Here is a 23974-nt window from a genome sequence, read left to right as displayed (position 1 = left end):
GTCCGTCCCGAGCGTCGCCTCAGCTATCCACCTTCAGCGCGGCGATGAAGGCTTCCTGCGGGATGTCGACCTTGCCGAACTGCCGCATCTTCTTCTTGCCTTCCTTCTGCTTCTCCAGAAGCTTGCGCTTGCGCGTGATGTCGCCGCCGTAGCATTTTGCGGTGACGTCCTTGCGCAGCGCGCGCACCGTCTCGCGGGCGATGACCTTGCCGCCGATCGCCGCCTGGATCGGGATCTGGAACATGTGCGGCGGGATCAGCTCCTTCATCTTCTCGACCATGGCGCGGCCGCGCCCCTCCGCACGGGTGCGGTGGACCAGCATCGACAGCGCATCGACCGGCTCGGCATTGACCAGGATCTGCATCTTGACGAGATCGGCCGGCTTGTAGTCGGTCAGGTGATAGTCGAACGAGGCGTAGCCCTTGGAGACCGACTTCAGGCGGTCGTAGAAGTCGAACACGACTTCGTTGAGCGGCAGGTCGTATTTCACCATGGCGCGGGAGCCGACGTAAGTCAGCTCCTTCTGCGCGCCGCGGCGGTCCTGGCACAGCTTCAGGACGCTACCGAGATATTCGTCGGGGGTGAGGATCGTCGCCTCGATCCAGGGCTCGTCGATCTCGGCGATCTTCACCACGTCCGGCATGTCGACGGGATTGTGGATCTCGATCTCCTGGCCGTCGGTGAGCTTCATCTTGTAGATGACGCTCGGCGCGGTCGCGATCAAATTGAGATCGAATTCGCGCGACAGCCGCTCCTGGATGATCTCGAGGTGGAGCAGCCCCAGGAAGCCGCAGCGGAAGCCGAAGCCAAGCGCAGCTGACGTCTCCATCTCGAAGGAGAAGCTGGCGTCGTTGAGGCGCAGCTTGCCCATCGCGGCGCGCAGCGTCTCGAAGTCGTCGGCGTCGACCGGGAATAGACCGCAGAACACCACGGGGATCGCCGGCTTGAAGCCCGGCAGCATCTCGGCGACCGGCTTCCTGTCGTCGGTGATGGTGTCGCCGACGCGGGTGTCGGCGACTTCCTTGATCGCGGCGGTGATGAAGCCGATCTCGCCAGGGCCGAGCTCCTCGACCTGCTGCATCTTCGGCGTGAAGAAGCCGACCCGCTCGACGTCGTAGGCCGCGCCCGTGCCCATCATGCGCACGCGCTGGCCCTTCTTCATCGTGCCGTCGACGATGCGCACCAGCACGACGACGCCGAGATAGACGTCGTACCAGCTGTCGACCAGCAGCGCCTTGAGCGTGGCGTCGCGGTCGCCCTTCGGCGGCGGCAGGCGGGTGACGATGGCTTCCAGCACGTCGGGGACGCCGAGGCCGGTCTTGGCCGAGATCATCACCGCATCCGAGGCGTCGATGCCGATGACGTCCTCGATCTGCTGCTTGACCTTCTCGGGCTCGGCCGCGGGCAGGTCGACCTTGTTCAGGACCGGGACGATCTCGTGATTGTTGTCGAGCGCCTGGTAGACGTTGGCGAGCGTCTGCGCCTCGACGCCCTGGCTGGCGTCGACCACGAGCAGGGAACCCTCGCAGGCCGCCAGCGACCGCGAGACCTCGTAGGCGAAGTCGACGTGGCCGGGCGTGTCCATCAGGTTGAAGATGTAGTCCTTGCCGTCCTTGGCGCGGTAGGCGAGGCGCACCGTCTGCGCCTTGATGGTGATGCCGCGCTCGCGCTCGATGTCCATGGAATCGAGCACCTGCTCCTTGCCCGCCATCTCGCGGTCGGAAAGGCCGCCGGTCATCTGGATCAGGCGGTCGGCCAGCGTCGATTTTCCATGGTCGATATGGGCGACGATGGAGAAATTGCGGATGTTGGAAATGGGGACGGTCGTCATGGGCGCGGGATACCACTCACATCCCCGTGCGGCAACCATATTGCTGTATTTTCAGGGCCTTTGTTCACGCCAAGCTGATTCCATGAGGGGCCAAAACGCGCTACGCACGGCCCATGTCCACGACCTCTCTTCCCTCCTCCAGAACGCGGGCAAAGACCCGCTTGAGTTACGACCGCTTCCGGGCCTTCCTGGTTGCCTGCGCGGTCCGCCCCGAGGCGCGCCTGTGGCTGGTGATCCAATTCGCCATCCTGCATGCGGTGCTGTGGACCTTCATCCTGATCAATCTGAAGGCGGCGCAGGACGTTCACATGGACGTCGCAGAAGCCTGGGGCTGGGGCCAGAAATTCCTCTGGGGCTATGGCAAGCACCCGCCGCTGTCGGGCTGGGTGGCCGGCCTCTGGTTCACGGCGTTCCCGGCGGCGGATTGGGCGACCTATGCGCTGGCGATGGCGACGGTGAGCGTCGGCATGGTGCTCTGCTGGCTGATCGCCTTGCGCGTGGTCGATGCGCGCCGCGCGTTCCTGGTCGTGGTGATGATCGCGCTCTATCCGATCTTCAATTTCAAGGGCTTCAAGTACAACCCGGACCTGCTCCAGCTCGTCACGCTCCCGCTCCTGGTGCTCGCTTATCTCAGCGCATTCGAGAAGCGGAGCTGGCAATCCGGAATCCTGCTCGGGCTTGCCGGCGCGTTGGCGCTGATGACCAAATATTGGGTGCTGACCATGATCGGCGCGATCGGCCTCGCCGCGCTGATCCATCCCGACCGGTTGCGCTTCCTGTCGTCGCCCGCGCCGTGGGTCGCGATCGCCACGATGGTGGCGGCGATGATCCCGCACATCGTCTGGCTGGCGGATGCGCATTTCGTGCCGCTGACCTATGCCGGCGACACCTACAGCCTGCAGGACAAGAGCCAGGTGCATCAGCTCGTCGCGGGTTATGTGCTGCACAATTTCGCGCTGCTGGCCTTGCCGGTGGCGCTCGCGGCACTCGCCATGGCGCTGGTGCCGCCTTGGGTCAAATTGCTGCTGCGAGCACCCTTGCGCATCGTCACGCGCGCCTGGTCGCGCGGCGCCAATGCAGGCGTCAACGTCTCGCAGGCGCTGAACGTCTGGATCATCCAGCTCATCGTCGCCTTCGGCCCGCCGCTCGGCGCGCTGGTGTTCAGCATCTACATGAAGACCGACTGGGGCATCTCGCTGTTCTTCCTGGTCCCGCTCGCGCTGGTCGCGATGCCGACGCTGCGCATGCAGAGCGCCGCGCTGTTCAACATCGCAGCGATCTGGCTCGTGCTCAGCGCCGCGACGCTTGCGGCCTCGCCCCTCATCGCCGCGCGCGAGATGGAGGCCAATGCCGGCAACACCGCGACCTACGGCGCGCGCTCGGAACTGGCGCGCAAGCTGACTCAGGAATGGCACATGCGCTTTGCCTCGCGCTGGGCGGTCGTTGCCGGCACCATGGAGTCGATCCAGCCGATGGTGTTCTACAGCCCGGATCACCCCGCAGCGTTCACGCCGAACGAGCCGTGGAGCTCGGGTCTGACGTCGCTCGACGACGTCAAGAGATACGGCTTCATCGGCGTGTTCGATCCGACCGATGGCCGCCTGCCTGGATTCGAGAAATGGGTGTCGGAGGTTGCGCCGAACGCCGAGCGCATGGTGATGAGCACGCGCCGCTTCACGAGCGGCAAGGCCGGCCCATCGATGAGCTGGAACGTCTACATCGCGCCGCCGGGGAAATAGCTGGGCTGCCGTAGTGCCGTAGGGTGGGCAAAGGCGCGAGGCGCCGTGCCCACGAACTTTCAATGATCATGAGATGTGGTGGGCACGCTTCGCTTTGCCCACCCTACGGTGCCGAGCGCGTGGCTCAGACCCCTTCCTCGTTGAACTTGCTCTCCACGAGCTCCGTGATCGCCGCCAGCGCGGCTTCGGCGTCGGTCCCTGCCGCCGCCACCGTGATCGTGGTGCCGGGCCCCGCGGCGAGCATCATCAGGCCCATGATCGAGGTGCCGCCGACGGTCTCGCCGCCGCGCGTCACCCACACCTGCGCGTCGAAGCGCTCGACTGCCTGGACGAATTTCGCCGAGGCGCGCGCATGCAGGCCGCGCTTGTTGATGATCAGGAGATCCTTGGAGATCGCGCCCGCAGGCACGCCGGTCGCGGCTTGTGGCGCCTCGTCGCTCATTTGCCTGCGAGCACGCGGCTGGCGATGGTGACGTATTTGCGGCCGGCTTCCTGCGCCATCGCGATCGCGTCGGGCAGCGGTCGCTCCTCGCGCACCTTGGCGAGCTTCACCAGCATGGGCAGGTTGATGCCCGCGAGCACTTCGACCTTGGGCCGGCTCATGCAGGATATTGCCAGGTTCGACGGCGTGCCGCCGAACATGTCGGTGAGGATCGCAACGCCGTCGCCGGAATCGACGCGGTTGACCGCCTCGATGATGTCGCTTCGGCAGAGATCGGAATCATCCTCGGCGCCGATCGTGATCGCTTCGATTTGCTTTTGTGGACCCATGACATGCTCAAGCGCCGCCTTGAATTCGTCGGCAAGGCGCCCGTGGGTCACAAGTACTAGACCAATCATCGGAAAACTCCTCGCGGGCGCTTTTGGTGCACCGCACGAACGCGCCACTTTGACCATCCAGAGCCCCCGCGCAAGAGGGGATGTTGCGTATCTCCCTGAATCTATACGGATGTATGAGGGGAGCTGCGCCGGTCTATTCGGTCGCGATAGTGGGGTTCATATGGTTACCATTTCCCTTCAAACAATCGCCTGAAGGGTTAACGGAAGATGAACTCTTGGTAGTGGTCAAGGCCGCAACAACCAGAGGAAGGGGCGAATAGTCGCGGGCAACGGGGATTCGCGGTATTTCGACACCAAAAATGCTGGTTTTCAGGGCTTCGGCCGGCGGCAGCCGCTCGGCGTCCGCGGCGGCCAGATCGACCACGAGACCGACGGTCGCATGCTCCACGAAGTCGCAGCGGCGGATTCCGAGGCCCCGGATCTCGATCAGGCCGGCCAGGCGAGGCGCGGGGCGGACCTCAATTTCGTGGCCGAGTGTCGCCAGATGGACACGGTCATCGCCGACCAGAACGGCGCTTCCCACAACGCCCGAGCGTCCGGCCATGATCAGATCGAAGGCAAGCCGCGACTTGCCGGACCCCGAGGGCCCGCGGATCAGCACGGCAAGTGTCCCGACCTTGACGGCGGAGGCGTGAACGCTGGGCTCGCCGCCACTCATAGCGCCGGCAGCCTCACCACGAAGCGCGCGCCGGCAATTGTCGGAGCGCCGTCGGCGTCCGGCGGGCCAGGCCGGTTCTCCGCCCAGATCCGTCCGCCATGAGCGTCGACGATCTGCTTCGAGATCGACAGGCCGAGGCCGGAATTCTGGCCGAAGCCCTGATGCGGACGGTCGGTATAGAAGCGCTCGAAGATGCGCTCCAACGCGTCCTCGCGAATGCCGGGGCCGTCGTCGTCGACCACGATCTCGATCTCGCCGCGCACGCGCCGGCAGGTGAGGCGCACCTTGCTGCCGCGTTCGGAGAAGGATTGCGCGTTGGAGAGCAGGTTGGAGACGACCTGCCCGAGCCGGGAATCGTGGCCGCTCACGGCAAAGGTGTCGGTCGGGCTGCGGCCCTCGAAGCGTGTCTCGACCGCGACGTCGTGGCCGAGCTTGGTTTCATTGGCGACGGACACCAGCGTGGTCAGCAGGCGGCGCAAATCGACCGGGATCGCATCCTGGCGCTGCAGCTCGGCATCGAGGCGGCTGGCGTCGGAGATGTCGGAGATCAGCCGGTCGAGCCGCTTGACGTCGTGCTCGATCACCTCAATCAGGCGCGCGCGGCTGTTCTCGTTGCGCGCCAGCGGCAGCGTCTCGACCGCCGAGCGCAGCGAGGTCAGCGGGTTCTTCAATTCATGGGCAACGTCGGCGGCGAACATCTCGATCGCCTCGATGCGGCTGTAGAGCGCGCTGGTCATGTCGCGCAGCGCGCCGGAGAGGTGGCCGATCTCGTCGCGCCGGCGGGTGAAATCGGGGATTTCGATGCGGGCCTTGATGCGGCGGCGGACGCGCTCGGCGCTGTCGGCGAGCCGGCGCACGGGACCTGCGATCGTGCTCGCGAGCAATAGCGACAGCATGATCATGACGGCGGCGGCGACACCGCCGACCTTCAGGATGGCGAGGCGCTCGGCGGTGACCATCTGGTCGATGTCGTCGCCTTGCGTCGACAGCATCAAGGCGCCGTGGATCGCGCGCGAGCGCAGCACGGGGACCGCGACCGAGACGATCACCTCGCCGCGTGCATTGACCCGCACCATCGAGCGCTTCTGGCCCTGCAGGGCGTCGCCCACTTCGGCATAGCCATTGCCGTTCTCGGGCCCGAGCTCGCGATAGAGCGGCAGGTCGCCGCGGTTCAGCCAGGTGCGCACCGCGACCTTGCCGCGCTCGATGATGCCGGGTTGCTCGGCCGGCGGCGGCAGCGGAAAGCGGAGCACGTTTTCGAGGTTACGGCTGTCGAGCAGAAGGCTGCCGTTCGGATCGTAGATGCGGGCGCGCGTCTTGGTTGGCGAGATCAGGGTGCGCAGCACCGGCGCGACGCGCTCCGGATTGATCGGGAAGTCCAGCGGCGAATACTCGTCCGAGCCGCCATAGGTCTCGCCCGGCTTGAGGTCGAGCAGCCGATCGGGATCGATGGTGATGGCGTTGGTCTGCACCGTGGCGGAGGCCGCGATCGCGCCGGCGATGATCTCGGCCTGGACCAGGAGGCTCTGCGCTCGCGCGTCGATCAGGCCGGCACGGAATTGCGACAGGTACAGGATGCTCGCCACCAGCGCGACGAGGCCGGCGAGGTTGAGCGAGACGATGCGGCGGGTGAGGCTCGAGAAGGACAGCGCGAAGAAGAACTGCCCGGCGCGCTTCAGCCAGTTCAGCGGCCGGAAGCCTTGCGGCTTGTCGTCGGCAACGTGCTCCTGAACGCCGTCGGATGCGAGATCCCCGGCGCTCTGGTTAGGCTCAGGCTGCGTTCGGTCAAGCAATGCTTACGCCCGCGTTAGGACGGCCCGTGCGAAGGTCCCCGCATCCTAGAGCGATCCTCGTCCCGATGGAACGAGAACCGGAGATGCTCTCGATCGCGCTGGAGGGTGCGCCTCAGGCTTCCTTGAAACGGTAGCCGACGCCGTAGAGCGTCTCGATCATCTCGAACTCGTTGTCGACCACCTTGAACTTCTTGCGCAGCCGCTTGATGTGGCTGTCGATGGTGCGGTCGTCGACATAGACCTGGTCGTCATAGGCGGCGTCCATCAGCGCGTTGCGGCTCTTCACCACGCCGGGCCGGGTCGCGAGCGCCTGCAGGATCAGGAATTCGGTGACGGTGAGCGTCACCGGCTCGTTCTTCCAGGTGCAGGTATGGCGTTCCGGATCCATGCGCAGAAGGCCGCGGTCGAGCGCCTTGGCGTCGTTCTCCTTCGGCGCGACGGTCGGGTCCTTCGGCGCCGAGCGGCGCAGCACCGCCTTGACGCGCTCGACCAGCAGACGCTGCGAAAACGGTTTGCGGATGAAATCGTCGGCGCCCATCTTGAGGCCGAACAGCTCGTCGATCTCCTCGTCCTTGGAGGTGAGGAAGATCACCGGCAGGTCGGACTTCTGCCTGAGACGGCGGAGCGTCTCCATGCCGTCCATGCGCGGCATCTTGATGTCGAGGATGGCGAGATCGGGCTGGGTGGTCCGGAAACCGTCGAGTGCGGAGGCACCGTCGGTGTAGGTCATGATACGGTAGCCTTCGGCTTCCAGCGCGATCGAGACGGATGTGAGAATGTTGCGGTCGTCGTCGACCAAAGCGATTGTGGGCATGAGCCTCTCTGCTTTCTGCTTTCCGTTTGGGTCGTGGCTTGAAACGGCGAGCGATCCAGTGATGCGCCGCATACATGGGTGCCGAAGTGGCGTTCGAACCTTGTCACCGAGCAATGCAAGCTGGGCTGAAGTGTGACCAAGTTCCACGAAACACGGCAGATTCGCCGCGTCTCGACCCATAACCGGGCCCCCGTTTACCCGAAAAAAGGCCCACCTTGCAACCACCTGAGCTGAGAAAGCCGATGCAACCGACCCCCGATTTCGACCCCGCAAGGCTCGCCAAATCGCTGCTGAGGCGGTCCCGGCAGGGGGCCTTGGCGACGCTGATGACCGGCAGCGGCGATCCCTATTGTTCCCTGGTCAATCTCGCCAGTCATCCCGACGGCTCGCCGATTCTGTTGATCTCGCGCCTTGCCGTGCACACCAGGAACATCCTCGCGGATTGCAGGGTCTCGCTGATGCTGGACGAGCGCGTGGCCGGCGATCCCCTGGAAGGCGCCCGGATCATGCTGTCGGGCCGGGCCGAGGAGCCCGATTCCGACAAGGATTTGCTCCAGCGACGGTATCTCAGTGCCCATCCCTCGGCGGAAGGCTTTGTTTCCTTTAAGGATTTCTCCTTCTTCCGGATCCGGCCCACGGGAACCCATCTGGTCGCCGGCTTCGGCCGGATCGTCGACCTCAAGCCCGAGCAATTCCTGACCGAGCTCACCGGCGCCGAGGACCTGCTGGCGGCGGAGGCGAGCGCCGTCGAGCACATGAACGCCGACCATCGCGATGCCGTGAATCTCTATGCAACGAAGCTGCTCGGCGCCGCCGAGGGCGACTGGCGCTGCACCGGCTGTGACCCTGAAGGCCTCGACATGCAGGACGGGCAAGCCGCGCTGCGGCTGGACTTCCCGGAGCGGGTGACCGATGGCACGGGCTTGCGCAAGATGCTGGTCCGCCTCGCTGGGGAAGCGCGCACAAGGATGGACCAGGGCGCAACCGCTTGAACGCCGCTACCGATCGCCGCGACCCATGACCGTGTCGGTTTCGGGTTCGCAGCGAGAGAGGTCATGACGCGTCGACGTTTGGCATGGACTGCGGGTCTGGCGCTCGCCATTACCACCTTGCTGGCCACCCCGGCCCTCGCCCAAAAGGGCGATCTCGCCGCACAGGGGGCGCGAATCAACGCGCTCAACCAGGCCGGCAAATATGCGGAAGCGCTGCCCCTGGCGCAGGCCATGGTCGCGAGCCTGGAGAAGGGCAATGACGGGCGCGAGCTCTCTGCGGCGCTCAACAATCTCGGCCAGGTCTATGCCGGGCAGGGCCGCGACGATCTGGCCGAGCCGGTCTACAAGCGCGCGATCGCGCTGATGGAAAAGTCGCTCGGCCTCGACACCGCCTTGATCTCGCCCGAACTGACCAATCTCGCCGCGCTGTATCAGCGGCAGGGCCGCTTCACTGAAGCCGAGCCGCTGTTCAAGCGCGCGCTCGCCGTCAGCGAAAAGAGCCTGTCGCGCGAGCATCCCGATGTCGGCCGGGCCCTCAACAATCTCGCCACGCTCTATGTGAAGCAGGAGCGCTTTGCCGATGCCGAGCCGCTGTTCCGGCGTGCGCTCGCGATCTATCAGAAGGCCGCAGGTCCCGAGCATCCCGCGGTCGCCACCGTCCTGAACAACATCGGACAGGTCGAGCGCGACCTCAATCGCGACGCCGATGCCGAAGCGCCGATCAAGCGCTCGCTCGCAATCCGTGAAAAGGTGCTGGGGCCGGACCACCCCGACGTTGCGCGCTCGCTCAACAATCTCGCCGGGCTCTACCAGCACCAGCAGCGTTATGCCGATGCCGAGCCGCTGTATCGCCGCGCGCTGGCGATCCGCGAGCGTGCGCTCGGGCCCGATCACCCTGACGTCGCGACCTCGACGAGCAATCTCGCCGATTTCCTGCAGGCGACGGCACGGACGGCGGACGCCTTGCCGTTGGCGCAGAAGACGCTCGCGGCCAACCGTGCGCAGCTGCGTGTCGTGCTGCCGATCCTGTTCGCGGCACGGCAGCAATCGCTGCTCGCGAGCGAGAAGGCGCTCGACGACGCGCTCGGTGCGATCCAGCGCGGCTCGCAATCCTCTGCTGCTTCCGCCGTGAACAAGCTCGCGGTGCGGCTCGCCGCCGGCAGCGATCGGCTCGCCGAGCTCGTGCGCAAGGATCAGGATCTCGCGGCCGAGTCCGAAGCGCTCGACAAGGCGATCATCGCCGCGGTGTCGAAGCCATCGGCCCAGCGTGACGTCGCGGCCGAGCAGCGCAGCCGCGCGCGGATCGCGGCGATCGCGAGCGCGCGCAACGGATTGCAGAAGACGCTCGCGGTCGAGTTTCCCGACTATTCCTTGCTTTCCAACCCGCTGCCGCTGACCGTGAAGGACATTCAGCCGCTGCTGGCCTCCGACGAGGCGATGGTGGTTTATTCCGTCGTCGACAGGCGGAGCTATGTCGTCGCGATCACGCGCGAGCGCGTCGAGTGGAAGGAGATTCCGCTCGAAGCGGACGCGGTCACGCAGAAAGTCACCGCCTTCCGCAGGGGGCTCGATGTCGGCAAGGCGCGCGATGCCTCCGGCAAATCGGGATTGTTCGACCTCGCCCTCGCCAACGAGCTCTATGTCGCGCTGCTCGGCCCGGTCGAGGCGCTGACCAAGGACAAGCGCAACCTGCTGGTGGTGCCGTCGGCGGCATTGACCGCATTGCCGTTTCATCTGCTGGTCACGGAGAAGCCGCAGGCTGCGATCCCGGACCGGCTCGAGGGCTACCGCAGTGCTGCCTGGCTGCTGCGGCGCCAGGCCGTCTCGGTGCTGCCGTCGGTGATCAGCCTGAAATCGCTGCGCGCTTTTGCCCGCAGGGATCAAAGCATCAAGCCGATGACCGGTTTCGGCGATCCAGTGTTCAACCCTGGGGCCGAAGGGCCTGCCGACCGGCGCGCCGCGAGCGGCAAGGTCGCCGCACGCAGCATTGCGACGATCGCCTATGCCGACTTCTGGCGCGGCGCCGGCGTGGATCGTGCGCGGCTGGCCCAGGCACTGCCGCAACTGCCCGATACGGCCGATGAATTGAACGCGGTGGCGAGGGACGTCGGCGCGGCTGAGGGCGATATTCATCTCGGCCGCGACGCCAGCGAAACGACGCTCAAGCGTGCAGCGCTTGCCCAATACGGCATCATCTACTTTGCCACCCACGGCCTCGTTGCCGGCGACGTCAAGGGATTGGGGGAGCCCTCGCTTGCGCTCTCCATCCCCGACCAGCCGACGGAGCTCGACGATGGTCTTCTCACCGCGAGCGAAGTGGCCCAGCTCAAACTCAATGCCGATTGGGTTGTGCTATCCGCCTGCAACACCATCGCGGGCGACAAGCCCGGTGCCGAAGCGTTGTCGGGATTGGCGCGCTCGTTCTTCTACGCAGGCGCCCGCGCGCTCTTGGTGTCGCATTGGGCCGTGGATTCGGAGGCTGCGACCCGCTTGACCACATCGACCTTCGAGCTGCTCAAGAACGAACCGAAGCTCGGTCGTGCCGAAGCTTTGCGCCGCGCGATGTTAGCCTATCTCGATGATGCCTCGTCGCCACGCAACGCTTATCCCGCGATGTGGGGGCCGTTCGCGCTGATCGGCGAGGGTGAGGTAAGATAGGGCGTCGGCGCCGCGATTGTGCGTCGCAATAACCGGGCATAACGCGCAAACTTGCATTTGGTTGCGCGATCATCAGCACTTTCTCGATGCAGCCATTCAGAGCTGACATGCGCGACGTTTGGCGCGGTCCTTGAATAAACCAAATCCTGCGGGATCAGCTTGGCAACGCCAGCGTTCATCAGTATTACGTCGTTCAGCCGAGGCCGAACGGCCCATATTCACGGTGGTCGCGACGGCGCCAGACTTGGCCGCGCTGAGTGTCGCGAGTTCTAGGAGGATTTTTTCGTGCAAGAGACGGGCGTGCGCAACGGTGCCTTCGGCGCCGACAAATTCGGCTTAAAGAATCTCAAGCAGGTTCACTGGAACCTGGGTGCGCCGCAACTCTATCAATACTCGCTCGCAGCGGGCGAGGCGGTGCTCTCCGCCGATGGCGCACTCTGCGCTGACACCGGCGAGTTCACCGGGCGCAGCCCGAAGGACAAGTTCACGGTGCGCGACGCCGCCACCGACAAGAAGATGTGGTGGGCCGGCAACCAGTCGATCACCGCAGAGCAGTTCGAGACGCTCTATCAGGACTTCCTCAAGCACGCCGAAGGCCAGCGCCTGTTCGCGCAGGACCTCTATGGCGGCGCCGACCCGGCCTACCGGATCAAGACGCGCGTCTTCACCGAGCTTGCCTGGCACTCGCTCTTCATCCGCACGCTGCTGATCCGCCCCGAGGCGATCGAGCTGTCGACCTTCGTGCCGGAGCTCACCATCATCGACATGCCGAGCTTCCGCGCCGATCCCAAACGCCACGGCTGCCGCTCGGAGAACGTCGTCGCGATCGATTTCACCCGCAAGATCGTCCTGATCGGCGGGTCTTATTATGCCGGCGAGATGAAGAAGTCGGTGTTCACGACGCTGAACTATTATCTGCCCGAGCGCGGCGTGATGCCGATGCACTGCTCGGCCAATGTCGGCGCCAAGGGCGATACCGCGATTTTCTTCGGCCTGTCGGGCACCGGCAAGACGACGCTGTCGGCCGATCCCAACCGGACGCTGATCGGCGACGACGAGCACGGCTGGGGCCCGAACGGTGTCTTCAATTTCGAAGGCGGCTGCTACGCCAAGTGCATCAAACTCTCGAAGGAAGCCGAGCCCGAGATCTATGCCGCCTCGACTTGCTTCGGCGCGGTGCTCGAGAACTGCGTGCTCGACGACGACACCCGCGTCGTCGATTTCGACGACGGCTCCAAGACCGAGAATACGCGTTCGGCCTATCCGCTCGACTTCATCCCGAACGCGTCGCGCACCGGCCGCGCGCCGCAGCCGAAGAACGTGGTGATGCTGGCTGCCGACGCCTTCGGCGTGCTGCCGCCGATCGCCAAGCTCTCGCCGGCGCAGGCGATGTATCACTTCCTGTCCGGCTACACCGCCAAGGTCGCCGGCACCGAGCGCGGTCTCGGCAACGAGCCGCAGCCGGAATTCTCGACCTGCTTCGGTTCGCCCTTCCTGCCGCTCGACCCATCCGTCTACGGCAACATGCTGCGCGACCTCATCGCCCAGCACAATGTCGATTGCTGGCTGGTCAACACCGGGTGGACCGGCGGCAAGTACGGTGTCGGCTCGCGCATGCCGATCAAGGTGACGCGCGCGCTGCTCACCGCCGCGCTCGACGGCTCGCTGCGCAACGTCGAATTTCGCACCGACAAATATTTCGGCTTCGCGGTCCCGACCGCGCTGCCGGGCGTGCCGGCCGAGATCCTCAACCCGGTCAATACCTGGAAGGACAAGGACGAGTTCGACAAGACCGCCCGCGCGCTGGTCGGCATGTTCCAGAAGAACTTCGCCAAGTTCGAAGCCCAGGTCGATGCCGAAGTGCGCGCCGCCGCGCCGGACGTGAAGCTGGCCGCGGAGTAAACGCTCTGTCTTAATGCAGAAGGGCGGCCGAGAGGCCGCCCTTTTTGTTTGCCCCACATCTTTCCACCGTCATTGCGAGCGCAGCGAAGCAATCCAGAAATCCCTCCGCGGAGACAGTCTGGATTGCTTCGTCGCCAGCGCAAAATTGCTCCGCAATTTTGTCGCGGGCTCCTCGCAACGACGAGTCCGTGGAAGCAGCTAGGCCTTGAAATACGCGATCTGCGTCGTGGTAGCGAGCAGCCGGCCGTTCGGCGACCACAGCTCGGCGTTCTGGTCGGCGTAGCTCTTGTGCATGATCTTCGAATCGGCCGTCGCCAGCACGCGCGTGATGTCTTCAGCCGCGAGCTCCTCGGCGTCGGTGTGGAAATACGTCGTCAGGGACACCGTGCCGAACGGCACCAGCTCGCGCCTTGCGTGGAAGATGCGGCCGAAGAAGGCGTCCGACATCGACATCAGCGACAGCATGTCGAGCTTGCGCGGCGTGCGGTCGCTGATCCAGATTTTCGAATAGGTGCTGGCGGGCTCGGCCTGCGGCGGGCCCATCCGCATCTCGCCCTCGACGAAGCGGAATTCGTATTGGTTGGCCCACGATGCCGAGATTTTTGGGAACGGCAGCGTCTCCTCGAACGGCTTTGTTTCAGGATATTGCGCCACCCTGTGCTCCCAGGACGGGCGCCGCTCGGCGAACACCGCGGTGGCGAGCGTTGCGACCTCGCCGCCGCCCTGGCTGAGCTCGACGCTCCAATGCTGGCTGGAGCGGTTGGCTTTGACCAGCCGCACGTCGAGGTCGAACGGACCCTTGGCGATCGGCGCGCAATAATTGACGGTGACGGCGAGCGGATCGCCGGCGCGTTCAGGATGGTCGATCAGCGCACGCAGAATCGTCGCGGCCGTGGCGCCGCCGAACGGGCCGACAAAGGCCCAGTAATCGTCGCTGGTGTGTCCCTGCCAGCTGCTGTCACCGGCGGTGATGCGCGTGGCCTCGTCGAAGGGATGCGGGAGCTTGGCGTGCATTGTTGGTCCTCGATGCCTCCCGGCCCTCATTGCGAGCGCAGCGAAGCAATCCAGAGTCTTTCCGTGGAGCCAGTCTGGATTGCTTCGCTGCGCTCGCAATGACGGTGTCTGAGGTGACGGCGTCTGTCTCGCAGAGGCCGTTCCTGGGGATGATGACGATCATATCATCATCCCTCGCGACGGATGCAATAACCTCGCGGGTAACGTCGCTTCCACGCCGCGGAAAATCAGCCCGCGGCGTCGCGCAAATTCGGCAGCAGCGGCGTGGTCGGGTTGACCGGCACGTTCCAGATCTCCTCGGCATATTCGCGGATGGTGCGGTCCGAGGAGAACCAGGCCATGCGCGCCACGTTGAGGATCGAGGCGCGCGTCCAGGCCGGCGTCACCTGCCAGCGCGCATCGACCGCGCGCTGCGCCTCGTAATAGGAATCGAAATCGGCGCTGACCATGTAATGGTCGAGATAGCGCAGCGCATGCGCGATCGATTCGAAGCGGCCGGGGTCGCCGGGCGAGAACTCGCCGGCGCCGATCGCATTGATGGCACGCTGCAGCTTTGGCGACCTGCGGATCACGTCGGAGGCATCCAGCCCCTGCTTGCGGCGGATCATGACGTCGCCGGCCTCCATGCCGAAGATCGCGATGTTCTCCGCGCCGACATGGTCGCGAATCTCGATATTGGCGCCGTCGAGCGTGCCGATGGTGATGGCGCCGTTCAGCGCCAGCTTCATGTTGCCGGTGCCGGAGGCTTCCATGCCGGCGGTCGAGATCTGCTCGGACAGATCGGCGGCGGGAATGATCACCTCGGCGAGGCTGACATTGTAGTCGGGCAGGAACACGACCTTGAGCTTGCCGCCGATCGCGGGGTCGTTGTTGACGATGTCGGCGACGTCGTTGATCAGCTTGATGATCAGCTTGGCGTAGCGATAGCTCGCCGCCGCCTTCCCGGCGAAGATCTTCACCCGCGGCACCCAATTGCCGTTGGGATCGTCCTTGATCGACTGGTACAGCGCGACCGTCTCGATGACGTTGAGCAGCTGGCGCTTGTACTCGTGGATGCGCTTGATCTGCACGTCGAACAATGCGCTCGGGTCGACCCTGATGCCGAGCCGTTCGCCGATCAGGCGTGCGAGCTGGGCCTTGTTGTGGAGCTTGACGCTGCGGAATTTCTTCTGGAACTCGACGTCGCTGGCGCGCGCCTCGATCAGCGAGAGCTGGGTCGGATCGTCGAGCACGGCCTCGCCGCAGGTCTCGCGCAACAAATCGGTCAGCTTCGGGTTCGCCAGCATCAGCCAGCGCCGGAAGGTGATGCCGTTGGTCTTGTTGGTGATGCGGCCGGGATAGAGATGGTTGAGATCGTGGAACACGGTCTCGCGCATCAGGTCGGAATGCATCGCCGAGACGCCGTTGATGCGGTGCGAGCCGACGAAGGCGAGCTGGCCCATGCGCACGCGGCGGCCGCTCTTCTCGTCGATCAGCGAGACCGAGGCGCGGAAGTCGATGTCGCCGGGGCAGCGCGCTTCGGCGAGCGCCAGATGCTGCACGTTGATGCGGTAGATGATCTCCAGATGCCGCGGCAGCAGCCGCTCGAACAGCTCGACCGGCCAGGTCTCCAGCGCCTCCGGCAGCAGCGTGTGGTTGGTGTAAGAGAGGGTGGCGACCGTGATCTTCCAGGCCTCGTCCCAGCGGAAATTGTGGAGGTCGACGAGGATGCGCATCAGCTCGGTGACGGCAAGGCTCGGATGGGTGTCGTTGAGCTGCACCGCGACCTTGTTCGAGAGGCTGCGCAGCTGGCCGTCCGACGACAGATGCCGCTTCACCAAGTCCTGGAGCGAGGCGGAGACGAAGAAATATTCCTGGCGCAGCCGCAGCTCGCGGCCCGCCGGACTTTCGTCGTTCGGATAGAGAAATTTGCAGATCGCCTCCGCGCGCGCCTGCTCGGCGCTGGCGCTGACGTAATCGCCCTTGTTGAAGGCATCTAACTTGAGCGGATCGGGCGAGCGCGCCGACCACAGCCGCAGCGCGTTGACGTGCTGGCCGCGCCAGCCGACGATCGGCGTGTCATAGGCGATCGCCTGCACGGTCTCGGCAGGATGCCAGATCGCGCGGTCGCGGCCCTTGTCGTCGACATGCTCGACGCCGCCGCCGAAATTGATGTCGTAGATCACTTCGGGCCGCTGCAATTCCCAGGGGTTGCCGAAGCTCAGCCATTCGTCGGGATATTCCTGCTGCCAACCTTGATTGATGATCTGGCGGAACAGTCCGTAATCGTAGCGGATGCCGTAGCCAATCGCGGGGATCGACAGCGTCGCCATGCTCTCCATGAAGCAGGCGGCGAGCCGGCCGAGGCCGCCATTACCGAGCGCCGCATCCGGCTCGCATTTGCGCAGCTCCGGCAGCGAGACGCCGAGATCGCCGAGCGCGACCTCGAAGATCTGCAGGAGGCCCATGTTGTTGAGCGCATCGGTGAAGAGCCGGCCGATCAAGAATTCGAGCGACAGATAATAGACGCGCTTGCGGCCCGCGTCGTAGCTGTGCTTCTCGGCCGTGAGCCAGCGATGCACGATGCGGTCGCGCAGCGCGAGCGCCGCGGCCTGATACCAATCGTGCCTGGTCGCCATGCCGGCGTCCTTGCCGATGGCAAGCCGCAGCTTTGCCAGGATTGCGCCCTTGATCTCGGCCAGCGCGAGTTCGTCGATGGGCTGCCCGGGGGCCGGAAAACTGGGCTGGAACGATGAATCCTGCAAAGCCGTCACTTCCTAGGTCGAAGTACTCTCACCAATCTACGCGTCCTGCCCTTGGACCGGAACTGTCGCCCGGCCGTGCACTGCGCTGGCGCAAAATTATGCAAGGAACGGGCCGACTTGGGAACCCGGAGGAGCACGGAGAAAGCCGGATTCGGTGCTAGATTACGAAAGATTCAGCCATCAGTGTGGAGGAGACGACAATGAGACTGCTGATCGAAATCGCCACTGCGGCCCTGCTCGTCGTCTGCATCAGCGCCACCAGCGCGGCGTTTGCCGCCGGCAAAACCGGTCGCGGCGCCAACGGCCTCAGCTGCGGCTTCACGGTGCCGCAGAATGCCTCGCCCGCAGCCCGCTGCGCTGCGATCAAACGCCAATGCGGGGGCAAGTTCTACGCAAGCGCGTGCGGTGACAAATTGATGTCCGCAGCAAATTGAGCACCGTCGGAGGCCGGCGAGCTCAAGCCGCCTTGCTCTGCACCGCATCGCAAAACTCAGCGAGACGATCCGCAAGCCGCAGCGTCGCCGGGCTCGCATCCGGCGAAGCCATCAGCGCGACCTCGGTCTTGTTGATTGGCGCAAAGCCGTCCCTTGCCGTCAGCATGCGGTGATCGGACTGGATCGCCATCTCCGACAGGATGCTTAAGCCCATGCCGGCGGCGACCGCGGCCTGGATGCCGGCGAGGCTCGATGAGGTGTAGGCGGTGTGCCAGGCGCGGCCCGCGCTTTCCAGCGCGTGGATGGCGCCGGCGCGATAGATGCAGCCGAGCGGAAAGCCGATCAGCGGCACCGAGGGGACGTCGACATCGACCGGATGGCTCTTGCTGGTGACCCAGTGCACCCGCTCCGGCCACACCGCGATCGCGTCCTTTGCCCCGGCCTCGCGCTTGTAGAGCGCAAGGTCGAGCTCGCCGCGCGCGAGATCGCGCGCGAGATGCTTGCTCTGGTCGGCGCGCACGTCGAGCCGCAACCCCGGATGCGAGCGCGAGAACGCGCCCAGCAGTTTTGCCAAGCGGTAGGCCGCAAAGTCCTCGGGGATGCCGAGCCGGATCGCGCCTTCGCCGCCCGGCTGGCGCAGCACGTCGCGCGCCTCCTCGGCGAGCGACAGCAACCGCCGCGCATAGGAGAGCAGCCGCTCGCCGGCCTCCGTCGGGCGCACGTCCTTGCCGTCGCGGTGCAGCAGCACCTGACCGACCTCCTCCTCCAGGCGCTTGATCTGCTGGCTGACGGTCGATTGCGTGCGGTGGACGCGTTCGCCGGCGCGGGTGAAGCCGCCGGCCTCGACCACCGAGACGAAGCTGCGCAGCAGCTCCAGATCGAGCATTGCCGCCTCCATTCGAAAATCCACTGATGTGGAGTTAATCATTTAATTTCCAAATGACAAGGGGCGTTCCTAGATCGAGGGTCAGGAGAATGCCCTCATGTCGCTCGCACCATCGCTTCCCGTGCCCCGCAGCCGCTTCAACACGCTGCCACTGGTCATCGGCCTGTTCTGCCTGCTCTGGAGCTACGCCTTCGTCGCCGGCAAGATCGGCGTCACGCACTGCCCGCCGCTGATTCTGCTCGCCGCGCGCTTCTCGCTCGCGGGCATCTTGATCCTCAGTGCTACGTTGATCCGTGGCGAGCTCTGGTCCTTGTCGTGGCGCGATGCCGCGATCTTCGCCGTGCTGGGCATCGCCAACAACGCCCTCTATCTCGGGCTCGGCTATACCGGCCTGCAATCGGTATCGGCCGGTCTCGGTGGCCTGATCGTCTCCGCCAATCCGGTGTTCACCGCGGCGATCGCCGCGCTTCTGCTCGGCGAAGGCATGACCTGGCGCAAGGCGAGCGGCCTCGTGCTCGGCATCATCGGTGTCACGGCCATCGTCTGGCACCGTCTGTCGGTCGGCACTGATTCCTTCCATGGCCTCGTCTTCACGCTGGCCTCGCTCGCCTCCATCGTGGCCGGCACCATTCTGTTCAAGCTGCTGGCGCCGAAGGGGTCCCTGTGGATCGGCAATGGCGTGCAGAATCTCGCCGCCGGCATTGCGCTCGCGCCGATCGCGCTCATTTTCGCCGATGTCCGCGCGATCGACTATACGCCGGGCCTGATCGGCGCCTTCGCCTTCCTCGTGCTCGGCGGTTCGATCCTCGCCTCCTGGCTCTGGTTTCATCTCTTGAAGACGTGTGGCGCCACCGCGGCGAGCGCCTATCATTTCCTGATGCCGCCGCTCGGCATGCTGTTCGCGTTCCTCGTGCTCGGGGAGCACATCGAGGCGCGCGACCTGCTCGGCATCATTCCGGTCGCGCTCGGCATCTACCTGGTGACGCGGCCGGCGAAGGCGAAGTCGTGAACTGTCATTCCGGGGCGACGCGAAGCGTCGAGCCCGGAATCCATCGGGCCACCAACTCTGCGGATGGATGGATTCCGGGCTCGCGCTGCGCGCGCCCCGGAATGACGACGATCCTCAATCCTTCCTGAACACGATCGAGGCCATCCATCCCGTCATCAGCGCCATCGCCACCGTGGCGAGGCCGTAGATCAGGCCGTTCTGCCGCGCCGTGGTGGCGACGAACTGCTCGAAGCCGACCTTGACGATCTCGAACGCGGTCTCGGTCTTGCCGATGAACGCACCGTTCGCGAACAGCTTGATCTCGACCTCATAGGTGCCGATCGGCACCTCCGCCGCCAGCGGAATGCCGGTGCGAAACAGCGTCGGGGTCAGGAACGTCACCGCGCTTCCGTCTTCGCGATAGAGCCCGCGCTGGGTGCGCAGGCGAATGAAGGCCGAGCGGAACGCATCGTTCGGCACCACGTCGGCAAAGTCGCCGCTGACCCGCTGGGTCAGCAGCACGTTGTTGAGCCCGATCTGCTGCCGCCGCGCGATCTCGGGCGAGGTGATGGCGTCGAACGGGCGATTGGCGAATAGCGCGAGGTAGCTCGGCACCTGCAGGAACTGCCGGTAGTCGGTGTTGATCCAGATGCCGAAGGTGCGCTCCTTCCGCCGCGTCACCATCTCGGCGCGCGGGCCCATCACGGTGACGACGAGATCGTAGGCCGTGCGGTCCGCCGGCGTCGTCGCATCCTTCTCCACCGAGCCGAACAGCACCAGCTCCTCGCCGGAATAGTTCGGCGTCACTGTGACGCGGTGGTTCGAGACCGACACGATCAGCCGCTCGGCCCGCGCAGCGCCGCCGAGCAGCAGGACAAGGACGATGGCGAGAAGTGTGCGCTTCATCCGCTCACTCCGAGCTCACGGATGGTGAAAAGATCGGAGGGCTGGATCACCAGCTCGATCGCGAAGCGCACACCGACCGAGAGGATGAGCAAGCCCAGCAGCAGCCGCAGCTGCTCGCCGCGGATCTTCTGGCCGGCACGGGCGCCGAACTGCGCGCCGGTGACGCCGCCGACCATCAGGATCAGCGCCAGCACGGCATCGACCAGGTGATTGGTCGCCGCGTGCAGCATGGTCGCGAACAGCATGGTGACGAGCGTGAGGACCATCGAGGTCCCGATCACCGTCGAGGTCGGCACCCTCAAAAGATAGATCATGATCGGCACCAGGATGAAGCCACCGCCTATACCCATGATGGCGCCGATGAAACCGATCATGATGCCGACGATCACCACGGGGATGACAGAGAGATAGATCTTCGAGCGCTTGAACCGCATCTTCAGCGGCAAGCCGTGGATCCAGTTATGGGTGCGGCGCGGCGGCAGCGCGCCGCGCCGGGTCCGCATCAAGGCGCGCAATCCTTCCGAGAACATCAGGCTGCCGACGGTGGTGAGCAGCACGACATAGGAGAGCGCGATCATCAGGTCGAGCTGGCCGAGCGCGCGCAGCTGGGTGAAGGTCCAGACGCCGAGCGTCGTGCCGGTCACGCCGCCGCACAACAAGACGCTCGCCAGCGCCGGATCGATCGCGCGCCGCCGCCAATAGGAGAGGGCGCCGGAAAAGGAGGAGGCCGCGATGTGGCTCGCCACGGAGGCCACCGCCACCGCCGGCGTGATGCCGATGAAGATCAGGAGCGGCGTCATCAGGAAGCCGCCGCCGATGCCGAACATGCCGGAGACGAAGCCGACCGCCGCGCCCATGGCGAGCACCAGGAAGACGTTGACCGGAAGATCGGCGATCGGAAGGTAAAGCTGCATTGAACCTGCGCACCGGCGAGACGGGTCGACGAACGCGGAATGCTCGCGGGAAAAGGACGGAACGATTGCCGCGTCCCTCAATAGCGGAATTCGCTGGCGGGCGGGACCGGGAATTTCAGGCGTGGTGAATGGCGAGAGAAGCGCATCCCCTGCCGCAGGCGGGGGCGAAGCTCAGAACGGACTGACCGAGAAATAGCGCAGCCAGAGATCGGTATAGCGGCCTTTTTCCCAGATCCGGAACATCGCCCAGTTCAGGGCCTGGCGCAGCACGTCGTTGCCCTTGCGCACGGCGATGCCGATGCCCTCGCCGAAGAAGCGGCTTTCGACGAAGGGACCGCCGGAGAAGGCGCAGCAATCGGCCGAATCCGTGCCGTTGATCCAGAACGCCAGCGAGATGGCGTCGCCGAAAATGAAGTCGACCTCGCCCTTGCGCAAAGCTGCGCGCATCGCATCGTCACTGGAATAGGCACGAAGCTCGGCGTCGGTGAACATCGCCTTCAGATACGCCTCGTGCGCGGAGCCGGCGATGACGCCGACCTTCTTGCCTTCGAGATATTCGGGGCGGATCTCCGGCATCACCGCATCCTTGCGCGAGGCGAAGCGCGCCGGCACGCGGTAATAGGGATCGGTGAAGTCGACGCGCGCGCGCAGCTGCGGGCTCACCGCCATGGAGGCGATGATGGCATCGCCCCGGTTCGAGGTGAGCGCATCCACCAACGTCTCGAAACGCCGCATCTGCACCGTGCAGGTGACCTTGATCTCCTCGCAGAGCGCGCGGGCAAAGTCGACGTTGAAGCCGGCCGGATTGCCGTCGGCGCCGGTAAAGTTGAACGGCGGATAGTCGGTCTCGGTCAGGAAGCGGATCACGGTCAGGCGCGACAAGTCCGGCCGCTCCGGCCGCCGGCGCGGGTCCCAGAACCCGGGCACGGCCTGCGGGGCGGCTTGTGGTGCGGCTTGGGGCGCGGTTTGCGGCGTGGCCTGAGGTGCCGCGGGCGGTCGCTTGGCGGGGGCTTGCGCGCTCGCCTCGGTGAGGCCGCCGAGCAGGCAAAGGCCGGCCGCCACCCCTGTTAGCAAGCCACGGACAGATTTGAACGATTTCGCCTGTTGCGATGGAGCCATCGGCCGAAGGAATGAATTTCGTCGGGATCAGAGGGCCTTATAGACCATCCGTCCGGGAACGCGAGCGCCGATTGTGGCCAGGGTGAGGTTCAGAGATAGCGCTTCAAATCAACCGCCGCCTCTTCCGGCGTCCGCTTCAAATTGAACGGCGAGACGAACCTGCCGTCGCGGTCCATCAGGTAGATCAGCGCGGTGTGGTCCATGGTGTAATCGCCGTCCTTGGTCGGGACCTTCTTGGCATAGACCCGGTAGGAGGTGATCACCTTGGCGGTCTCGGCGGGGTCGCCGGACAGGCCCTGGAGGTGCGGATCGAAGCTCGACAGGTAATCCTTCATCGTTGCCGGCGTGTCGCGCTCGGGATCGACCGAGATGAAGATGGCATTGACCTTGTCGGCGTCCTTGCCGAGCGCGCGCAGCACTTCCGAGATCTCGAACAGCGAGGTCGGGCAGACGTCGGGGCAATGGGTGTAGCCAAAGAAGATCAGGGTCGGCTTGCCCTTCAGGCTCTTGTCGGTGACCGCCTTGCCGTTCTGGTCGGTCAGCTGGAACGAGCCGCCGATCGCGGCCGGCTGTGCCACCTTGCTGACCCCGCCCATGGCCCAGAACATGATCAGGAGCCCGACGACGAGGCTTGCGGCGAAGGCGGTCGCGATCACCAGCGGGCGGGTGGCGGAGCTCATGGGCGGAAAACTTCCTGTCGCAGGTCAGAAGCAGGCGGCGAAGCCGGTCCTGATCATTTCGAAGAACACCTGGCTGCCATAATGGAACCAGAGCGCCAGCGCGCCGATCACGGCGAGACCGCCGATTGTCGCGCCAGCCCACAGCAGCACGGATGGCATCCGCCCGGCAGTGGGCGAATTGTCCGATAGCCGATGTGATGGGTGCAGCGGTTGAGCCATGACAACGATCGGGACGAAGGCCCCGGTTCCTGGCTTTCAGATAGGCTTTGCGCCGCCTGCGGGCAAGGCGCCGCCAGCAGGCAAGAACGCCGCCAGCAGGCAAGACGCCGCCAGCAGGCAAGACGCCGCCAGCAGGCAAGACGCCGCCGTCAGCGCCACAGGACGCGGTCAGGCTACGGACGTCAGTGAAGCAGCTGGCCCCGAGCGGATTCGAGTGGCTCCGCTTGCGGGAGCGACCGCCGCGACGGCCTGCTCGTCGAGGCCTGCGCGTCCAGGTAGCAGGGCTTGTACATGGCCTCGAGCTGCTTGCCCCTCAGGAACAGCATCCGCGGGGTCAGGCCGCCCCGCTGGCCGATCCAGCGCCTCACCTGCGAGGGATACATCGCATAGAGCATCTGGGTTGCTTCGGGATTGGTGACGGCGCGGCCGTTGGCACCGAAATCCCAGGCGGCGTGGAAGCCCAGCGTCGCGTGCGAGGTCACGCAGATCCGGTCGTGCGGGATGGCGCCGAGGACGATGGTGCAGGCCGAGGCGCAGAGGCCGTCGATGATGACCGTCTCGCCCGATTGCCTGAGGTCCTGGTATTTGTCGACGTAGGTTCCAATCCGGCCGCCGCGGTCATCCGCGATCCGAACCACCGCGTGAGAAGCCCCCATGCCCGCGATCAAGAGAACCGCCGCAAGCAACCCCGTCAGAAACTTCATTGTCCCCCGCCCCAGTCGAATTCGAATCTGCGTGTCCGGTGGTGATGCACGGCTAGCGTCTGTCGTAACCAAGGTTTTGTCTAGGCAGGCCTGCTGGCCCAAAACAAATTCAAATCCAGTGTTGCGTCCGCGCTGCACC

21 protein-coding genes are annotated in these 23974 nt (G+C 65.2%); 6 read left to right on the top strand and 15 right to left on the bottom strand.

What is annotated here, in order from left to right:
- Positions 1 to 19: 19 nt before the first annotated feature.
- Positions 20 to 1831, bottom strand: coding sequence for a translation elongation factor 4 (gene lepA / locus XI05_RS22445; protein ID WP_036014191.1), 1812 nt, complete (start codon positions 1829 to 1831; stop codon positions 20 to 22).
- Positions 1832 to 1944: 113 nt separating this feature from the next.
- Here lepA and XI05_RS22440 point away from each other — a divergent pair, with 113 nt between their 5' ends.
- Complete coding sequence (locus tag XI05_RS22440; RefSeq protein WP_271505669.1) at positions 1945 to 3570, top strand: glycosyltransferase family 39 protein; 1626 nt, start codon at positions 1945 to 1947, stop codon at positions 3568 to 3570.
- Positions 3571 to 3694: 124 nt separating this feature from the next.
- Here XI05_RS22440 and XI05_RS22435 read toward each other — a convergent pair whose 3' ends face one another.
- The 5 genes from XI05_RS22435 to XI05_RS22415 form a co-directional block, all read right to left on the bottom strand.
- Positions 3695 to 4012, bottom strand: a complete 318-nt coding sequence (locus XI05_RS22435) for an HPr family phosphocarrier protein (protein ID WP_260373912.1) — start codon at positions 4010 to 4012, stop codon at positions 3695 to 3697.
- Entirely contained in the window at positions 4009 to 4410 is a 402-nt protein-coding gene (locus tag XI05_RS22430) for a PTS sugar transporter subunit IIA (protein WP_007597752.1), read from the bottom strand. Before XI05_RS22430 ends, XI05_RS22435 begins: the two co-directional genes overlap by 4 nt.
- 133 nt (positions 4411 to 4543) lie before the next feature.
- On the bottom strand, positions 4544 to 5068 hold the full coding sequence (locus XI05_RS22425; RefSeq protein WP_271505666.1) for an HPr kinase/phosphorylase: 525 nt from the start codon (positions 5066 to 5068) through the stop codon (positions 4544 to 4546).
- On the bottom strand, positions 5065 to 6861 hold the full coding sequence (locus XI05_RS22420) for a sensor histidine kinase (RefSeq protein ID WP_271505664.1): 1797 nt from the start codon (positions 6859 to 6861) through the stop codon (positions 5065 to 5067). Before XI05_RS22420 ends, XI05_RS22425 begins: the two co-directional genes overlap by 4 nt.
- 112 nt (positions 6862 to 6973) lie before the next feature.
- Positions 6974 to 7675 (bottom strand): response regulator transcription factor, encoded by a 702-nt coding sequence (locus XI05_RS22415; RefSeq protein WP_008542552.1) that lies wholly within the window; start codon positions 7673 to 7675, stop codon positions 6974 to 6976.
- 242 nt (positions 7676 to 7917) lie between these two features.
- Here XI05_RS22415 and XI05_RS22410 point away from each other — a divergent pair, with 242 nt between their 5' ends.
- The 3 genes from XI05_RS22410 (at position 7918) to XI05_RS22400 (ending at position 13227) form a co-directional block, all read left to right on the top strand.
- Entirely contained in the window at positions 7918 to 8667 is a 750-nt protein-coding gene (locus tag XI05_RS22410; protein ID WP_271505661.1) for a HugZ family pyridoxamine 5'-phosphate oxidase, read from the top strand.
- Between the two features lie 63 nt (positions 8668 to 8730).
- Positions 8731 to 11325 (top strand): CHAT domain-containing tetratricopeptide repeat protein, encoded by a 2595-nt coding sequence (locus XI05_RS22405; RefSeq protein WP_271505658.1) that lies wholly within the window; start codon positions 8731 to 8733, stop codon positions 11323 to 11325.
- Between the two features lie 285 nt (positions 11326 to 11610).
- Entirely contained in the window at positions 11611 to 13227 is a 1617-nt protein-coding gene (locus tag XI05_RS22400) for a phosphoenolpyruvate carboxykinase (protein WP_271505655.1), read from the top strand.
- A gap of 198 nt (positions 13228 to 13425) precedes the next feature.
- On the opposite strand, the gene XI05_RS22395 is transcribed toward XI05_RS22400, so the two are convergent.
- Both XI05_RS22395 and XI05_RS22390 read right to left on the bottom strand, forming a co-directional pair.
- On the bottom strand, positions 13426 to 14241 hold the full coding sequence (locus XI05_RS22395; RefSeq protein ID WP_271505652.1) for an acyl-CoA thioesterase: 816 nt from the start codon (positions 14239 to 14241) through the stop codon (positions 13426 to 13428).
- A 227-nt stretch (positions 14242 to 14468) separates the two neighbouring features.
- Positions 14469 to 16985 (bottom strand): glycogen/starch/alpha-glucan phosphorylase, encoded by a 2517-nt coding sequence (locus XI05_RS22390; RefSeq protein ID WP_271505649.1) that lies wholly within the window; start codon positions 16983 to 16985, stop codon positions 14469 to 14471.
- Positions 16986 to 17185: 200 nt separating this feature from the next.
- Here XI05_RS22390 and XI05_RS22385 point away from each other — a divergent pair, with 200 nt between their 5' ends.
- Positions 17186 to 17419, top strand: coding sequence for a hypothetical protein (locus XI05_RS22385; protein WP_271505646.1), 234 nt, complete (start codon positions 17186 to 17188; stop codon positions 17417 to 17419).
- Positions 17420 to 17441: 22 nt separating this feature from the next.
- Here the strand turns inward: XI05_RS22385 and XI05_RS22380 are convergent, their stop codons facing one another.
- Positions 17442 to 18305: a LysR family transcriptional regulator gene (locus tag XI05_RS22380; RefSeq protein ID WP_271505643.1), complete on the bottom strand. Its 864-nt coding sequence runs from the start codon at positions 18303 to 18305 to the stop codon at positions 17442 to 17444.
- A 97-nt stretch (positions 18306 to 18402) separates the two neighbouring features.
- Here XI05_RS22380 and XI05_RS22375 point away from each other — a divergent pair, with 97 nt between their 5' ends.
- Positions 18403 to 19314, top strand: a complete 912-nt coding sequence (locus XI05_RS22375) for a DMT family transporter (protein ID WP_271505640.1) — start codon at positions 18403 to 18405, stop codon at positions 19312 to 19314.
- Positions 19315 to 19428: 114 nt separating this feature from the next.
- Here the strand turns inward: XI05_RS22375 and XI05_RS22370 are convergent, their stop codons facing one another.
- The 6 genes from XI05_RS22370 to XI05_RS22345 form a co-directional block, all read right to left on the bottom strand.
- On the bottom strand, positions 19429 to 20199 hold the full coding sequence (locus XI05_RS22370; protein ID WP_271505636.1) for a TIGR02186 family protein: 771 nt from the start codon (positions 20197 to 20199) through the stop codon (positions 19429 to 19431).
- A complete protein-coding gene (locus XI05_RS22365; protein WP_271505634.1) occupies positions 20196 to 21113 on the bottom strand; it encodes a sulfite exporter TauE/SafE family protein in 918 nt (305 codons plus the stop codon). The genes XI05_RS22370 and XI05_RS22365 overlap by 4 nt, the downstream gene beginning before the upstream one ends.
- Positions 21114 to 21284: 171 nt before the next feature.
- Entirely contained in the window at positions 21285 to 22232 is a 948-nt protein-coding gene (locus tag XI05_RS22360; protein ID WP_271505631.1) for a transporter substrate-binding domain-containing protein, read from the bottom strand.
- 89 nt (positions 22233 to 22321) lie between these two features.
- Complete coding sequence (locus tag XI05_RS22355) at positions 22322 to 22912, bottom strand: SCO family protein (protein ID WP_271505628.1); 591 nt, start codon at positions 22910 to 22912, stop codon at positions 22322 to 22324.
- A gap of 24 nt (positions 22913 to 22936) precedes the next feature.
- Positions 22937 to 23062 carry a hypothetical protein gene (locus XI05_RS22350; RefSeq protein ID WP_271505625.1) on the bottom strand — a complete coding sequence of 42 codons (126 nt, stop codon included), beginning with the start codon at positions 23060 to 23062 and terminating at the stop codon, positions 22937 to 22939.
- 251 nt (positions 23063 to 23313) lie between these two features.
- Entirely contained in the window at positions 23314 to 23835 is a 522-nt protein-coding gene (locus tag XI05_RS22345; protein ID WP_271505624.1) for a hypothetical protein, read from the bottom strand.
- Positions 23836 to 23974: the final 139 nt, after the last annotated feature.

The organism is Bradyrhizobium sp. CCBAU 11357, assembly GCF_028128865.1.
Classification (GTDB): Bacteria; Pseudomonadota; Alphaproteobacteria; order Rhizobiales; family Xanthobacteraceae; genus Bradyrhizobium.
Note: the sequence above shows the minus strand (reverse complement) of the source record. Positions and strands in the feature narration are given on the sequence as shown.